The sequence below is a fragment of the Stenotrophomonas sp. 3diitr2024 genome, assembly GCF_042136455.1.
GTDB lineage: Bacteria > Pseudomonadota > Gammaproteobacteria > Xanthomonadales > Xanthomonadaceae > Stenotrophomonas > Stenotrophomonas sepilia.
The window spans coordinates 1-13,231 of sequence record NZ_JBHHMJ010000276.1; the positions used below are offsets into that span (position 1 = coordinate 1).

Consider the following 13,231-nt stretch of genomic DNA (forward strand, 5'->3'; position numbering starts at 1 on the left):
GCCGATGCAGGGAAAAAGATCGGCGTTTCCTCGCTCCCGATTCCCATGCCACCTCCTTTGCCGGCAAGCATCACCCACATCGGCAGGCAACGGAACCCCTGCCCAGGCTGTCCTGCTGCTTTGCCGGCCAAACACAGCCGAGCGTGGGCTCGGCTCTACACAGGATGCGTCGAAGAGTGCCGGTCAGAACGACCGGCACCCGCCGTCCATCAGCCACCCTGTCCGTGCTGGGCGAACGGCTCGGTGCTGCCGTCGGTGCGCACCAGCTCGACGGTATACGGCTGCACGTAGCCATCCGGCGTTTCCATGCCCGGCGAACCGGCCGGCATGCCGGGCAGCACCAGCCCGCGCGCGGCCGGGCGTTCGGCCAGCAGGCGCTTGATGTCCTCGGCCGGAACGTGGCCCTCGACCACATACCCGCCGATCTCGGCGGTATGGCAGGACGCCTTGCCGACCGGCACGCCCAGGCGAACCTTGATCGGGTTCATGTCGTCGGTGTCATGCACCTCCACCTGGAAGCCGGCGGCCTCCAGGTGGTCGACCCAGATGCCACAGCAGCCGCAGCTGGCGGTCTTGTGCACGATGGCCACCGGCAAGGCCGGATCGACCTTGGCCGGGCTGGCCTGGATCGGTGCCACCGGTGCTGCGCTGGCGATCGGTGCGGCGGCGGATTCTTCGGCGGCACGTGCACAGGCGGTCGTGGCCAACACGGTACCCAGCAGCAGGCCGAGGGAGAGAGTACGGTTCATTGCGTGATTCCTTTGCAGAGGCGGGCAACGCGGCCCGTCGCCCGCGCATCGAAGGCACAGGCAGCGTCGAGAAAAGTCGAGCAGCTACGGCAGGCGCTTGAGGCCTGCAGGGAATCACGCGATAGGGGGCCGCAACGGGTCCGGCATCGGCGGCGGTGCGCGTTGCCGGGTACTGGCGGCTACCGGCGCCTCGCGCCACGGCGAGGCGGGCATACCGCTCGACATGGCCAGCATGCCAAGGCAGGCCGGCGGGCATTCACACTCACCACTCTGGCAGGCCGCCGGGGCCGCATCATCGCAGCAGCCGGCTGCCGCCATCGCGGCCGAGTGCGGTGCAGCGCAGTGATCCTGGTTGGCCGACCCGCTGTACGAAGATGAGGCAAGCGCGAGCGCCGGTGCATTCAGCACCAGGGCGACAAGCAGCATCCATCGCAGCAGCAGGCCAGGCAGGTTCACCTGCCGATGATAGCCGATGCGCGTGTCACGCAGTCGCCGCCGCCATTGCACTCATCCGCACCGGAATCGACTTGGCAGCGGGCGTGCCGCTGATCCGGTCGTAGTAGTCCAGTGGCAACAACGGGTTCAGTTCCGGGTAGTAACCGGCCAGCGCGCCGCGCGGCATCGGGTAGTCCAGTACGGTCAGGCCCTCGACGCGCCGCTGCACGCCATCGCGGCTGATCGTCTCCAGGCTGACCCGCGCCTCCTTCTCCAGCCCGCGCGCCAGCCGGTCCTCGATGTTCATGAACAGCACCATGCGATCGTTGTACACGCCGCGATAGCGATCGTTGTAGCTGTAGATGGTGGTGTTGTACTGGTCGTGCGAGCGCACGGTGGCCAACCGCAACATGTCCGGATCGTGCACCGGATCGTCGACGTCCAGGCCGGGCATCACCAGGATGTTGGCCTTGCCATTGGGCGTGGGCCACACGCGGCGGCGCGGCGGAATGTCCAGATGGAAACCGTGCGGCTGCTGGATGCGCTCGTTGAAGCCGGTGTAGATCTCCGGGTACACGGCAGCGATCAGTTCGCGAATAGGTGCATAGTCGTGCATGCAGCGCGCCCAGTCGACCTTGCTGTGCGGCAGCGCAGCCATCGCCATGCGGCAGACGATCTCGACCTCGGGCAGCACCTCCGTGCTGACCGGTTCGAGCACGCCGCGCGAGGCGGTCACGTTCGACATCGCGTCTTCGATGGTGACGAACTGCTCGCCGGCCGGCGTGACGATGCGCTCCGAGCGCGCCACTACCGGCAGGATCAGCGCATCGCGGCCATGAACCAGATGACCTCGATTGAGCTTGGTGGCGATGCCCACGGTCAGGTCCAGCCCACGCATCGCTTCATACGCGCGAGGCGTATCGGGCACCGCATGGATGAAGTTGCCCCCCAGGCCGATGAACACCTTGGCGCTGCCGTCCAGCATCGCCTCGATGGACTCGACCACATGGTGGCCATGCTCACGCGGCGGATCGAAGCCGAACACCTGCTGCACGCGGTCCAGGTAGGCCTGCTTGGGCTTCTCGTCGATGCCGACGGTGCGGTCGCCCTGCACATTGGAATGACCACGGATCGGCCCTATGCCAGCACCGGGCTTGCCGAAGTTGCCACGCAGCATCAGCAGGTTGGCGACCTGCTGCAGCAGGCGCGAGCCGTACTGATGCTGGGTCAGGCCCATGCCGTAGCAGATCACAGTGGCCTTGGAGCGGATGTAGATCTCCGCACAGCGACGTATCTGCGCCTGCGAGATGCCGGACACCTGCACGATCTGGTCCCAGTCCTGCGCCAGCACATCCTCGCGCAGCGCCTCCAGGCCCACTGTGTGTTCTGACAGGAAATCATGGTCGAGCACGCGCTCGCCCTGCGCCTCGCGCTCGAACATCACCTTCATCATGCCCTTGATCAGGGCCAGGTCGCCGCCGATGCGGATGTGCACGAACTCGCTGGTGATCTCGGTCGAACCGAACGTGGCCATCTGCACCACGTCCTGCGGCTCGGCAAAGCGGATCAGCGCGCGCTCGGGCATCGGATTGACCGCCACAATCGGGATGCCGCGTTTGCGCGCATCGACCAGGTTGCTCATCATCCGCGGTGAATTGGTGCCGGTGTTCTGGCCGATCACGAAGATCGCCTCGGCGTGCTCGAAATCCTGCAGCACGATGGTGCCCTTGCCCACCCCGATGGCCGGCGGCAGCCCGCGGCTGGTCGGCTCGTGGCACATGTTCGAGCAGTCCGGGAAGTTGTTGGTACCAAACTCGCGCACGAAGATCGAATACAGGAACGCCGCTTCGTTGGGCGTGCGCCCGGAGGTGTAGAACTCGGCCTGGTGTGGGCTGTCCAGCGCCTGCAGGTGGCGACCGATCAGTGCAAAGGCATCGTCCCAGCTGCACGGCACGTAGTGGTCGGTGGCTGCGTCGTAGCGCATCGGCTCGGTCAGCCGGCCCTGCATCTCCAACCAGTAGTCGGTCTGCGCCATCAGCTCCGTGACGGTGTGGCGGGCGAACAACTCGCGGCCGGCCCGGAACTCCGTAGCCTCCCAGGCCAGTGCCTTCGCGCCGTTCTCGCAGAACTCCAGCTTCCTGCGTTCGTCGGCATCGGGGAACGCGCAGCTGGGGCACTTGAAGCCACCGGGCTGGTTCATCGCCAGCAGCGCCTTCGACCCCTTGCCGATCACACTCTGCTGCAGCAGCACCTTGGCGGTGGCACCGGCGGCACCCCAGCCGCCGGCCGGCTGGTTGTAGGGCTTGTAACGCGGCGGTTTCTGCTCGGACATGTTAGGGAACCTTACGGAAGGAACGCAGCAACAATCGGCACAACGCGGTCCGGCGGCGCAGTCAATGGCACGACCAGCCGCACAGTCAAGCACGGCCTGCGCGGCTTCGCCAGAGGGTACAGGCGGTTTTCAGCACAACCTGCCATGGCAACGGTTACAGCCGCGTCTGCGCGCGACCACTGCGCTATCCTCGAAACCGCAGGCGGTGGCCCGCCCGCGTTTCTCCCTTGTCCGGACGCGCTGCATGCCTGATTCGATCCCGCCGCACACCCCACCTGCCGGCACCGCCCAACGCCCGCTGCAGCGCTGGCGCAACGAGGGGCAACAGCAGCAGGTCGATGTGGTGGCCGAAGAAGTGCCGGTGGCGCTGCGCTACAACGGCGCCGCCTTTGCGGTGATGATGGCCACACCGTGCGACCTGGAAGACTTCGCGCTCGGCTTCTCGCTCAGCGAAGGCCTGATCGACACCCCCTCGCAGCTGCTGTCGATCGACATCCGCCCGCAGCTGGAAGGCATCGAGTTACAGATGACCGTGGCTGAGGAGGCACCCGGTGCCGACCTGGACCCGTCCAATGGACGCCTGCTGCCCGGTCGTGGTGGCTGTGGCCTGTGCGGCACGCGCCAGCTGGAAGAAGTGCTGCGCCCACTGCCGCAGATCCGCGAGCGACGCAGCTACTCGCCCGCCGCTCTGCAGCGCGCGCTGGCCACGCTGACGCAGCACCAGCCGATGAATGCGGCAAGCGGCTCCACCCACGCCGCGGCCTGGGCCGATGCCAGTGGGCGCATCGGCTGGCTGCGGGAGGATGTGGGACGCCACAATGCACTGGACAAGCTGATCGGTGCGCTGCACCACAACGAACACGCCATCGAAGGCGGCCTGCTGGTGATTTCCAGCCGGGCCAGCTACGAAATGGTCAGCAAGGCGGTGCGCGCCGGTGCCAGCGTACTGGCTGCAGTCTCGGCACCGACCGCGCTGGCGATCGACCTGGCCCGCAGTGCCGGCCTGTGCCTGGTCGGGTTCGCGCGGGAGAGCGGGTTCAATGTGTATACCCATCCGGACCGGTTGCAGGCGGACGACCGGTAATCTCCGCTGCGTAGGGTCGACTATCACTCGTGGCGCGAGGTTTCCGGGCACCTGTAGGACGAGCAGTCGATTAACTGTCGACTCTACCGCAACGGCTTCCGGGCCCCTCGCCCAGCCAAGGCGAAATCATCGTAGTCCGATAGCCAGCAATCGGCGCGCCACGCACCATCGAGGACACTCATCATGGTCCTTTCTGGAGTTCCCATGTCGGCTGCCCGGCAACCACGTTCACTGCTGTCGGTTTCCCTTGATGTTTCCGTGCACCGTACGTTGGCAGGTGCGCCGGCTTCCGGAAGCCGCGGAACCAAGGTAACGGATGCCCTGCCCCCCCCCACGATCCGTGCAGAAGGTCCGGCGCTCTGGCAGGCAAGGCGTGAAGAGGCCCACCTGTGGATCCTGCCCGTCCCCACCGCGCTACCCGGATCGATGCGATGCGTGACGGGCGAAGCAGGACGCATTGCCGCGGTTGCGCACACCATTCTGGGCCGGCCGAAGGTGGACATCACCGGCAGATGGGAGGGCTCGGGACTGAGCGCGTTGTTCACACTGGCCCGTGCGGTGTCTGAAGCCGAAACCATCCACCACAATCCCGACAACCTGACCCTGAAGAATGTTCTGCCGGCGGACGTCCATGCAGAATGGCAAGCGGCATTGAATGAGTGCGGAATCGATCCAATCGAGCTGGAACGCCTGCGTCCCCACTTCGCGGCCAGAGCGCTGCGCAAGGCCGTCATGGCCAGGCATCAGCTGGAGTCGCCGAAGGCATTCTGCAAGGAGCTGCGCAGGATAGGACGCGCGGGTGGAGCCCGCTACTTCGTGCCGCGCACTGAACTGGCTATCGACATCGCGGCAGCTGACGACTGCGGTAAACCGCATCCTGCACTGGATGACACGACACGGTTTGCGGTGCAGGTCGAACGACTCCGTCGCCTTCACGATACCGCCCGTGTTCAGTCCAAGGCCTGGGCGCAGGGCGATGCCCTTGGCATGTGTGGGCATGACGTGCCTATGGATATGCACGTGACAGCGACTGGCAGCAACGAGCTGGACACGCTTCGACGCGAGGCCTGGCTCAGCGCAGTGGAAACCGTAACTGCGGGAAGATCAACCACGCTTGCGATGCTCGATATTGCAGATGCGTTCGACGGGAACGGCTACATCAGAGCGCTGCGCGAACGCGGTTTCAGCTTCCAGCCGGCGTAGCCACTGAGCTGCGGGCCTGAGTCCGGGCAGCACTCTGCTGCCCGGAGCAATTGCACTCAGCGCAGCGCGACCTTCGGGAAGTCCACCGGCACGTCGAACGCTACGTTGACGTAGTTGGTGAACAGGTTGAGCGCCACATGCGCGAGGATCTCCACGATCTGCTCATCATCGAAGCCAGCCGCGCGCAGCGCCTGCACGTCGCCGTCGGCGATCTGCGCACGCTGCTCGACCACCTTCAACGCGAAGTCGAGCGCCGCCGCAGTGGCCGGGTCGCTGGACTGGCCGATCTGCGCGGCGGTCATCTGCTCGCTGCTGGCGCCGGCCTTGCGGCCCAATGCCGTGTGCGCGGCCAGTCAGTACTCGCAGGCGTTGCGGTTGGCGATGGCCACGGCGATCTGCTCGCCCAGCAGCGGCGACAGGCGACCGCCGCCCAGCGCGCCGAACGAACCCCACATGCTCTGCAGGGCGGCTGGCGAGTTGGCCACGGCGCGGAACATGGCCGGGGTGGCGCCGAAAGCGGCGTGGACCTGACCCAGCAGGGCCTGGCGGTCGGCGGTGGTGTTGGCGGCATCGATCAGGGGGACACGGGACATGGTGGATCTCCTTGGGAAAGCGTCCGGGATTGGACGACCTGCCCATCCTAGGTAGACTCTCCGGACGCATCAGTCGTAATTCTCCGCACATGTTGTCCATACGTCCATGATCATGCCCGCCGCCGCCCTTGCGCCAGATCGACTCTCCTGCCTGCTGGAACGCTTCCGGGTGCAGGCGGCGCTGTTCCACAGTGGCCCGCTGTGCGGGCAGCACGTCTTCGAGCCGCAGCCCGGTCGTGCCTTCCTGCACATCCTGCGCCAGGGTGAAATGGAGGTCCGTCATCCCGACTGCGATAGCGCGCTGCCCCGGTTGAAGATCGACACACCCAGCCTGCTGCTGTATCCGCAACCGCTGCACCATGTGTTCTTCAATGCACCGCTGGAAGGCCCGGATTTCACCTGCGCCACGCTGGATTTCGATGGCGGCGCGCGTAATCCGATCGTGCAGTCGCTGCCGCCGGTGATGGTGGTGCCACTGGCCGCGATCGGCGAACTGGATGACACCCTGCAGCTGCTGTTTGCCGAGGCCGATCGCCAGCGCTGTGGTTCACGGCTGCTGACCAATCGCCTGTTCGAGGTGGCGCTGATCCAGATCCTGCGCTGGGTGGTCGACCACCCGGATGCAGCGGGTGTCAGTCATGGACTGATGCGCGGGCTGTCCGACGCGAGGCTGGCACGCACGCTGGTGGCGATGCACCAGGCACCGCAGGACGAATGGACGCTGCCCCGTATGGCCGCGATCGCCGGCATGTCGCGCAGCGCATTCGCGGCAGTGTTCAAGGAGGTGATGCAGGCGACGCCGGCCGCCTATCTGCTGGACTGGCGGCTGAGCCTGGCCTGCGCGCAGCTGCGGGCCGGCGTGGCAGTCAAGCAGGTAGCGGTCGAGGTAGGGTTTGCCGATACCGCGTCGTTGTCGAAGGCGTTCCGCAAGCGGTTGGGGGCGTCGCCCAGGGCCTGGTTGGCCGCGAGCGCCGCCCAGGCTGGGTAAAGGGTGAGAGGTAGAGTCGGCCGCTGGTCGACTATCGCGCGACGCGCGGGATGTTCGTTGTCCGACCGAAGGGCAGTCGACTAACGATCGACTCTACCGATGCGGCATTTTCGCGATCTGACCGAAGAGCAGCCGACCAGCGGTCGGCTCTACCACGGGCGAAGTCTGCGCGCCGACCGGCCGCTCAACTGGACGTGCCGTCAGACTTCGCCAGCAGCCCGGCGATGCGCTCGGCCACCTGGGCGCGCACGCCTTCATCCAGCTGCCCTTCGTACATCGCCTCGTAGATCCACAGGCCGTCGGCGGCCAGCCGTGCTACGAAATTGTCGAGCGCGGCCGGGTCATTCTGCCCGGCCGACGGCGGCAACGGCGCCCAGCGGCGTACCGCCGGGCCCCACGGGCGCTCATCGGCGTCCGGGTCGGCCGATTCGAGCATGAACATCAGCTCGGCACGGGTAGCGCTCTGCGCCGAGACGCGCACGAAGGTCTGGTAACGTTCCAGCGCCGAGGCTTCGTCCGCACGCTTGCCCAGCAGCGTTTCCATCGACGACTCCCAGGCCTGTACCAGGTGCTCGTCGATGCCGCGCAGCAGCGCCTCGCGCGACGGGAAGTGGTAGAGCAGGCCGCCACGGGTCAGCTTGGCCTCGGCCGCCACCGACTCGAAGGTCACCGCGCGCACGCCGTCACGATTGATCACGTTGACGGCGGCGTCGAGGATGCGGTCGCGCTTGCTGGTTCTCATCGCGTCATTTTACGCGATCGGCCGCGCCCTCGCGGCTGCCAACGCGGCCGCGCAGCAGGCGCGCGATGATCGTCGCGCCCGCTCCCAGCACCGCCGTGATCACCAGCAGCACGATCTGGTAGCCACGGTCATATGCCGCCGCAGCCAGTGCGAACCACTCGCCCTGCCCGCTCGCGCGCGCGGCATGCAGCGCCTGGGTGAAACCCTCGCGGGCCAGCGCCGGCATATCGGCCGAGACCGGCAGGAACGCGCTGTACATCGCAGCGCTAAGACTGCCCAGCATCGCCACCGCCAGCAGGCCGCCGAACTCATAGGACACCTCTTCCACCGACGAGGCCATGCCCGCACGATGCGCCGGCACGTTGTTGAGGATGGCCGTGGACGCCACCGAGATGGCCGAACCCATGCCAAAGCCCATGATCGCCATGCCCGCGACGACCCAACCAAGGCCGTGCGGGAAGCCGAACGCCACCACGCCGACGCCCAGCGCACCTGCGGCCAGGCCGCCGCAGATCAAAGGGCGCAGGCCCACTCGGTGCAGGATGCTGCCGCCGAGCAGCGCACTGGGCAGGCTGCCCAGCGCTGCCACTGACACCAGCAGGCCCGCCTGCAGCGGCGTAAAGCCCGCCACCAGCTGGAAGCGTTGGGTGGTGACCAGCTGCAGGCCGGCCATGGCGAACAGGGTGAACACTGCCGACAGCGTGCCGGCCAGGAACGCCGGGTTGCGGAAGATCGCGAAGTCCAGCAGCGGGTACGGCAGCTGCTGCTGGCGGCGTGCGAACGCTGCGCCGCTGATGACGGCCAACAGCAGCGCGCCCCCGCCCAGGGCGTACGACGGCGGCGTCGCGATCAGCGACTTGATCGCCAGCACCAGGCCGGACAGTGCTGCCAATGCCAGCAGCGACGAAACCAGGTCCCACGGCCGCGAGGTGTCGCGCTGGCCTTCCGGTGCCAGCAGCAGCGTGGCCACGAAGGCGACCACCACCACCGGCACGTTGATCAGGAACACCGAGCCCCACCAGAAGTGCTGCAGCAGCCAGCCGCCGATGATCGGCCCGAGCGCCGCACCGACGATGGCCACCGAACCCCAGATTGCGATGGCGATGTTGCGTTCGCGCTCTTCGTGGAAGCTCAGGCCGATCAGCGCCAACGTGGCCGGCATCATTGCGGCCGCGCCGACCGCCAGGAACGCACGTGCGGCAATCAGCTGCGCTGCGGAGTCGGCGAGCGCCGCTGCCAGCGAGGCGACGCCGAACACCACCAGGCCGATCAGGAACATGCGCCGGTGACCGATGCGGTCGCCCAGCGTACCCGCACCCAGCAGCAGGCCGGCCATCACCAGCGGATAGGCGTTGATGATCCACAGCGCCTGGCCGGCACTGGCAGAGAGTTCCTCGGTCAGCGTCGGCAGTGCCGTGTACAGCACCGAGTTGTCGAGCGTGACCAGCAGCAGGCCGGCGGCGACGGTGAACAGCAGTGCCCAGCGACGGGCACGCGACAGGGCCGGCGCACCGGCCAGGGGCTGGGACAAAGCCATGGGAGAACCTGGTGAGGTGGAGTATGATCATAACTATACAGGATGTCCTGTATAGTTATGATCTTCGAAGTCCACCGATTCAGCTTTTGTAGAGGCGGGCTTGCTCGACTGCGCCGCCAGCCAGGCATGGCCTGGCTCTACTGATTAACGTTTACCGGCAGTCTTCGGGCAGCGCGGCGATCGCCGATACCACCGCCGCCTGCATCCCCTGCCCCACGGCCATGTCCAGTTCCCCGCCAGTTCCCCCATGCTGGCGCCGCAGCTCGTCCTCGCACAGGCCGCGCACCCGCGCACGGGCATTCGCGCGCAGGCTGCTGCACCGCCAGTCGGTGCCACCGAGCGGCAGCACCGAATACACCACGTTGTTGCAGGCATTGCCGGCACGCTGCTGCAACGGCAGTCCACCGAAATCCCGCGGCTCGCTGCTGCGTTGCGGGTCGAAGTAGCTGTCCGGAAACGTGCGCGCGTACTGTTCGATGTCCACGGCCATGCTGCGCCCACCGGCCAACGGCATCTGCAGCGGCTGCCCGCACGGCGTCGCATCGGCGCGGTGCTGGATGTACTGGTAGATCGGCCGGTCCAGCGATGGGTCCTGCTGGGTCACCGCGCTGACTGCCGCCAGCACCGGCAGCGATGCACGATTGGCCATGCGCGCCAGCAGCCCCGCCTGCGCCGGCTGGCAGCGGTCGCGCAATGTTGCTGCGAGCAGGAAGAGCACGTCGTTGCGAAACGCGGGGTCATCACCCAGGCGCTGTTCGATGCGTTGGCTGGCGTCGGAAGAAGGCGCCGGAAACGCGACCGCCGGTGGCGCGATGGGGGCGCGCTGCCGCTGCCACCACACCAGCAGCACGACTGCGCCCAGCACCCCGGCAGCCATGATCCAGCGCCGCGGCATCAGTTGTGGATCGCCGTCAGCGTGGCCGCCGCAGCATCGTAGGACGCGCTGGCGATGTCCGCGTCGAAACGCTTCACCTGCAGGCGGCCGGCAAGCCGGTACGGATCCCACAGATCGCCCAACGCGATCGGCGTCGCCAGGGTCACGTGGATAATCTGGTTGGGTGGCGGCGGCGGCACGTGGATGCAGGCCCCGTAGAACGGCACGAACAGCAGTTCATCGACCAGGCCGGCATCGTTGGTGCCGAGCGGTACCACGTAACCATCCAGATCCACCACGCGACCATCGACAGCGTCGACCACGCGCGAGGAGCCGAACTGCTTGGCGTGATCCGGGCTGGAATGGTCGATCTCCTGCCCCGGCGGCGTGCCTGAGCCGGTGTCGTCGATCAGCCCGCCCACGCCGTCCATGCCACCGCGTGACAGGCCGATCTGCGGCGGCGGGCGCTGGTAGGTCACTTCGTCGGGTCGCAACGCGTCCCAACGGTCGATGGGGGCTTCGGCCGTGGCGGAGGGCGCCGGTTTGTCCTGCGGCGTGACCACCACGGCGTCGCCGCCCGGCGCCGTACAGCCTGCCAACCCGACGCACCCCAGCACCAGCAGCAGGCAACTACGGTTCATAGGGCCTCAACTGTGCGTCACGCATGGTGTAGGCCGAACCGGCCAGATCGTCGTCCAACCGTTCGGCACGCAGGGTGCCGGCCAGGAAGAGCGGCGAGTACATGTCCGGCATCTCGATCGGGCGCGGCAGCACCACGTGCACGATCTGGTTCGGTGGTGGTGGTGGCACGTGGATGCAGGCGCCGTAGTACGGCACGAACAGGAATTCGGTCAGCCGCCCGTCCTGCGCGTTGGCCAGCGGTACCACGTAGCCCGGCAGGCGCACCGGTCGCTGCAGCACCGTATCCACCGTACGGAACGTACCGAACTGCGGCATGCGCCGGTTGCCGTTGTGCTCGACCTCCGGGCCCTCGCCCCGCTCCAGCGCGGCCAGCTCGTCCTTGGGCATCATCTGCAGCCAGTCCAGTTCCTGCTCTGCCGCATCCGCAGGGTCAGCGCGGTCGACAACCGGCGAAGGGGGCAACGCCTGCACACCGGTATCCACCGGCCGCTCGCAGGCGGACAGCGCCAGCACCATCGGCAATGCCCGCATCCAGCGCATGCTCAACCTCCCGGTGAAAGGCCATCGGCCACGGTGCGCCGGTAGGCCAGCCATGCCGGCACAAGCCCGGCCACGGCGCCGATCAGCAGCACGCCCCCAACCCACGCCAATTCGCGGCCATCCGGCCAGACATGGGTGATCGACAGGCCGAAGGTGGCCAGTACCCAGCCGCGCCCGGCCATGCTGGCGGCGACCAGAAGCGCCAGCGCCAGCACGCAGGCCACCGCACTGGTCGCCACCGCTTCCACCACCAGCAGGCCGGCGATGTAACCCGGCCGCGCACCGGTGGCACGCAGGATCGCCATCTCGCGCCGCCGCTCCTGCAGGGTCGAGACCAGCAGCGCCACCAGCGAGACCATGCCCAGTGCCACCACCATTGCGCTGATCAGCTGCAGCGCCCGCTCGGCCATGCCCAGCGACTGCCACAACTGCTGCAGTGTGACGCCGGGCAGGATCGCCAGCATCGCCTCGTCCGGGTATTCGTTGATCCTGCGCTGCACCGAGAACGTGGCGATGCGCGAGTTCAGGCCCAGCATGAAGGCGGTGATGCTGGTCGGGGTCAGATCCAGATGACGCGCCCGCTCGGCGCTGACGCTCTGGCTGCGCAGCTGCACGCCCGAACGCCAGTCGACATGGATCGCTTCGATCGCCGCCAGCGAGACCAGCAGCGACGAGTCCACCGGCGTGCCGGTTCGCTGCAGGATGCCGGCGACACGGAATGGCTTGTCGGCATGCGTGGCCAGGGTGACCGCGCCGGTGCCATGCGCCAGCACGATCTGGTCACCGAGACCAACCTTCTGTGCCTGTGCCACCTCGGCACCGATCACCACGTCATACAGGTCATCGAACGGCCGTCCGTTCGCGAACGCAAGCGCGTGCCCGGCGCCATAGCGGTAGTGCTCGAAATAGCCACCGCTGGTACCGACCACGCGGTAGCCGCGCCAGGAATCGCCCAGCGACAACGGCACCGCCCACTTCACCTGCGGTAGCGCGGACAGCTCCTGGTAGGACTGCCAGGACACGTTGTTGGTCGGGTCGCCGATATGGAACACCGAATACAGCAGCAGGTTCACCGGCCCCGAACGCGCACCGACAATCAGGTCGGTGCCCGACACGGTGCTGGCGAAACCCTCGTGCGCCTGCATGCGCACACGTTCGACACCCAGCAGCAGCACCATGCTGAGTGTGATGACCAGCACGGTCAGGCCCACGCTCAACGCACGGCTGCGCAGACTGGCCCAGGCAAGCTCAAGCATGGCCGGCACCTGCCTGGTTGATCTGCGACAGGGCAATCGTGCGGTCGAACAACCGCTCCAGGCTGTCGTCATGGCTGACCACCAGCACTGTGGTGCCGGCTGCCTGGCACTGCGCCGACATCAGCTGCAGGAACGCGGTGGCCGCGTCGCGGTCGAGCGCCGAGGTGGGCTCATCGGCCAGCAGCAACGCCGGGCGGCCGATCAGGGCGCGTGCTGCCGCCACGCGCTGCTGCTGGTCGACGCTGAGCGTGCCAGC

Annotated in this window: 14 protein-coding genes; 3 read left to right on the plus strand and 11 right to left on the minus strand. The window is 67.3% G+C overall.

All coding sequences use genetic code 11. The annotated features are described in order from the left end of the window. Positions 1 to 209: 209 nt before the first annotated feature. The 3 genes from ABGA94_RS06380 to ABGA94_RS06390 form a co-directional block, all read right to left on the minus strand. Positions 210 to 749, minus strand: a complete 540-nt coding sequence (locus ABGA94_RS06380; RefSeq protein WP_338168135.1) for a DUF411 domain-containing protein — start codon at positions 747 to 749, stop codon at positions 210 to 212. A gap of 114 nt (positions 750 to 863) precedes the next feature. After that, the gene (locus ABGA94_RS06385) at positions 864 to 1,205 is read right to left on the minus strand and encodes a hypothetical protein (protein ID WP_065177793.1); all 342 of its coding nucleotides are present in this window, start codon (positions 1,203 to 1,205) and stop codon (positions 864 to 866) included. 25 nt (positions 1,206 to 1,230) lie between these two features. After that, positions 1,231 to 3,516: an FdhF/YdeP family oxidoreductase gene (locus ABGA94_RS06390; RefSeq protein ID WP_375366704.1), complete on the minus strand. Its 2,286-nt coding sequence runs from the start codon at positions 3,514 to 3,516 to the stop codon at positions 1,231 to 1,233. Positions 3,517 to 3,760: 244 nt separating this feature from the next. Here ABGA94_RS06390 and fdhD point away from each other — a divergent pair, with 244 nt between their 5' ends. Together fdhD and ABGA94_RS06400 are read left to right on the plus strand one after the other, a co-directional pair. Further along, a complete protein-coding gene (gene fdhD / locus ABGA94_RS06395; RefSeq protein ID WP_164092822.1) occupies positions 3,761 to 4,600 on the plus strand; it encodes a formate dehydrogenase accessory sulfurtransferase FdhD in 840 nt (279 codons plus the stop codon). Between the two features lie 204 nt (positions 4,601 to 4,804). After that, a complete protein-coding gene (locus ABGA94_RS06400) occupies positions 4,805 to 5,803 on the plus strand; it encodes a TraB/GumN family protein (RefSeq protein WP_329845952.1) in 999 nt (332 codons plus the stop codon). A 56-nt stretch (positions 5,804 to 5,859) separates the two neighbouring features. Here ABGA94_RS06400 and ABGA94_RS06405 read toward each other — a convergent pair whose 3' ends face one another. After that, positions 5,860 to 6,396 (minus strand): carboxymuconolactone decarboxylase family protein, encoded by a 537-nt coding sequence (locus ABGA94_RS06405; protein ID WP_375366707.1) that lies wholly within the window; start codon positions 6,394 to 6,396, stop codon positions 5,860 to 5,862. A 106-nt stretch (positions 6,397 to 6,502) separates the two neighbouring features. Here ABGA94_RS06405 and ABGA94_RS06410 point away from each other — a divergent pair, with 106 nt between their 5' ends. Beyond that, positions 6,503 to 7,384: an AraC family transcriptional regulator gene (locus ABGA94_RS06410; RefSeq protein ID WP_375366709.1), complete on the plus strand. Its 882-nt coding sequence runs from the start codon at positions 6,503 to 6,505 to the stop codon at positions 7,382 to 7,384. Between the two features lie 184 nt (positions 7,385 to 7,568). Here the strand turns inward: ABGA94_RS06410 and ABGA94_RS06415 are convergent, their stop codons facing one another. The 7 genes from ABGA94_RS06415 to ABGA94_RS06445 form a co-directional block, all read right to left on the minus strand. Continuing rightward, positions 7,569 to 8,126 carry a TetR/AcrR family transcriptional regulator gene (locus ABGA94_RS06415; protein ID WP_005416714.1) on the minus strand — a complete coding sequence of 186 codons (558 nt, stop codon included), beginning with the start codon at positions 8,124 to 8,126 and terminating at the stop codon, positions 7,569 to 7,571. A gap of 4 nt (positions 8,127 to 8,130) precedes the next feature. Further along, complete coding sequence (locus ABGA94_RS06420) at positions 8,131 to 9,663, minus strand: MFS transporter (protein WP_375366711.1); 1,533 nt, start codon at positions 9,661 to 9,663, stop codon at positions 8,131 to 8,133. A gap of 151 nt (positions 9,664 to 9,814) precedes the next feature. After that, entirely contained in the window at positions 9,815 to 10,558 is a 744-nt protein-coding gene (locus ABGA94_RS06425; protein ID WP_375366713.1) for a hypothetical protein, read from the minus strand. After that, positions 10,558 to 11,178, minus strand: a complete 621-nt coding sequence (locus ABGA94_RS06430; RefSeq protein ID WP_375366715.1) for a DUF3299 domain-containing protein — start codon at positions 11,176 to 11,178, stop codon at positions 10,558 to 10,560. Before ABGA94_RS06430 ends, ABGA94_RS06425 begins: the two co-directional genes overlap by 1 nt. Then, positions 11,168 to 11,719 carry a DUF3299 domain-containing protein gene (locus ABGA94_RS06435; RefSeq protein ID WP_375366717.1) on the minus strand — a complete coding sequence of 184 codons (552 nt, stop codon included), beginning with the start codon at positions 11,717 to 11,719 and terminating at the stop codon, positions 11,168 to 11,170. The genes ABGA94_RS06430 and ABGA94_RS06435 overlap by 11 nt, the downstream gene beginning before the upstream one ends. Before the next feature lie 2 nt (positions 11,720 to 11,721). After that, positions 11,722 to 12,975, minus strand: coding sequence for an ABC transporter permease (locus tag ABGA94_RS06440; RefSeq protein WP_375366719.1), 1,254 nt, complete (start codon positions 12,973 to 12,975; stop codon positions 11,722 to 11,724). After that, positions 12,968 to 13,231, minus strand: a 264-nt coding sequence (locus ABGA94_RS06445) for an ATP-binding cassette domain-containing protein (RefSeq protein WP_375366722.1), incomplete at its 5' end; no start/stop codon positions are given. The genes ABGA94_RS06445 and ABGA94_RS06440, both read right to left, overlap by 8 nt.